Annotated in this window: 3 protein-coding genes and 1 pseudogene; all 4 read right to left on the bottom strand. The window is 57.7% G+C overall.

What is annotated here, in order from left to right; all coding sequences use genetic code 11:
• Positions 1 to 455 (bottom strand): Hpt domain-containing protein (locus tag Q0M35_RS08695; protein ID WP_295314213.1); only part of this gene is annotated, 455 nt, incomplete at its 3' end.
• 10 nt (positions 456 to 465) lie between these two features.
• Positions 466 to 831, bottom strand: coding sequence for a response regulator (locus Q0M35_RS08700; protein ID WP_295314219.1), 366 nt, complete (start codon positions 829 to 831; stop codon positions 466 to 468).
• Complete coding sequence (locus tag Q0M35_RS08705; RefSeq protein ID WP_295314222.1) at positions 828 to 1,103, bottom strand: STAS domain-containing protein; 276 nt, start codon at positions 1,101 to 1,103, stop codon at positions 828 to 830. Before Q0M35_RS08705 ends, Q0M35_RS08700 begins: the two co-directional genes overlap by 4 nt.
• Positions 1,104 to 1,351: 248 nt before the next feature.
• Positions 1,352 to 1,767 (bottom strand): annotated as a pseudogene (locus tag Q0M35_RS08710) (methyltetrahydrofolate cobalamin methyltransferase); the annotation flags it as partial.

The following is a 1,767-nucleotide window of genomic DNA, read 5'->3' on the forward strand; positions in this document are numbered from 1 at the left end:
GCAGGCTGAAATTCAATATCTTCTTCGGGTTCCGGTCCATCATGGGCGCTGGCCCCTTCTTCGCCCATCAGCTTGTCGAGTTCACCCCGAAGCTCGGCGGTTTTCTCATCGGGCAGATCGCCGGCATCGCGACTGATGCGCACAAGGTCTGAGAGATGGTCGGCACACTGGAAGAATACTTTCAGCCCTTCGGCGCTGGCAGACATGCGGTCAGACCGGATTTCATCAAGGACGGTTTCGAAACGATGCGCAAAGCGCACAAGAGCCTCAAGCCCGAAAGCTCCGGCGCCGCCTTTGATTGAATGCACGGCGCGGAAAACCACATTGATGGTCTCGGTGTCGTCGGCACCATCATAAAGAAGCTGCAATCCGTCCTGCAATGCTTCAAGCAATTCCTCGCACTCTATAAAGAACGAGGCTCGGATTTCAGCCATCGGATCATTTGTATCAGACATACCGTTCTCCTCAGCCGGCAACCATCTGCAAAGCCTTGATCAGCTTTGACGGGTCGAACGGTTTCACGATCCAGCCGGTCGCCCCTGCAGTACGTGCACGGGCCTTGAGCTCGGGTGCTGCTTCGGTCGTCAGAACAAGGATCGGCGTTGCACGATGCTCTTCCTGCCCACGGACAGCATCGATGAACCCAAAACCGTCCATACGCGGCATGTTGATATCGGTAATAATCGCGTCGGGTGTGATCCCGCTGAGAACTTCGATCCCGTGTACACCGTCGTCCGCGGTATGCACGTTAAAACCTGCCGGCAGCAGCGCCAGCCGGATCATGTCCCGCATCGTGCGGCTGTCATCCACTGCGAGTATTTCGAGTGTCATATGCGACCTCCGGCAATTGTTTCGGGTGTCATGCCCATGACGCGTAACTGGTCGATCACACGGTCAGAAGCGTTGATGAGTGACAGCGACCGGCCGTCTTTTTGTGCGGAGGTTGCGGCTGCGATCAGAATCTGCAGGCACAATGCCCCCATATGGCGCACCTCTGAGAGATCAACGATCACCTCGGGCTCCGTTCGATCCCGCAGAGCGGTGGCCAGACCCGCCGCGGCAGAAAGATCGAGCCTGGTATCTGGTACGAGGGGCTCACTCATCGGTTTCTCCGCGATGACGGGTATTCTTGAGGCGCATTGATTCCTCCACATCGGCTGATCAGTCGGACAGCGACGGTTGTAGAGGCCACTCCGTTAAACTTCGGTTACCCGCCCCGGATTTCTTTGGACGGGAAGCAGTCATTGCCTCATTGTCCCGAAAAAAGCCCGTAAAATGCGAAACGGAGCCCTGTGAGGCTCCGCTTTTAATCAAAACACTTTGATCCACAGCCCGGACGGCCCGGATTGTATCACCGTCTGCGACGACCGCCGGTCCGACCGGCCCGCCCGCGGCCTTCCTGGCCGGGTTTGGGAGGCTCTTTATTGAACTCAATCCATGCGCCGCCATGCGGGTCATTGTTGGTCAGGAAGTTCGCTGCGCGAATGGCTTCCATCTCGCGGCCCGGGCGCGGCTTCGTCGATCCAAGGCCCGTCAGCTGGCAGAAAATCTCATCATCCATTTCGTCGGGAACGATAATCCCTGCGGCTGCAAGCTCCTGTTTCTTAGCCTCGATCTTTGCGGCATTCACCGGCAGGGCGACCGGGTTCATGATCGCCGACGTCATGCCGGCTTCCATCGCCATTGGCAGGAATGCGTTGTTGATACCGTGCCGGTTGGGCAGCCCAAAGGAAATGTTGGATGCACCGCAGGTGGTGTTCACGCCCA

The sequence above is a fragment of the Roseobacter sp. genome (genome assembly GCF_024639605.1).
Classification (GTDB): domain Bacteria; phylum Pseudomonadota; class Alphaproteobacteria; order Rhodobacterales; family Rhodobacteraceae; genus Roseobacter.

What these genes read in the sequence shown, in the direction of transcription:
- Q0M35_RS08700 (WP_295314219.1), bottom strand. Translation starts at nt 831, where the DNA reads ATGACACTCGAAATACTCGCAGTGGATGACAGCCGCACGATGCGGGAC.
- Q0M35_RS08705 (WP_295314222.1), bottom strand. Translation starts at nt 1,103, where the DNA reads ATGAGTGAGCCCCTCGTACCAGATACCAGGCTCGATCTTTCTGCCGCG.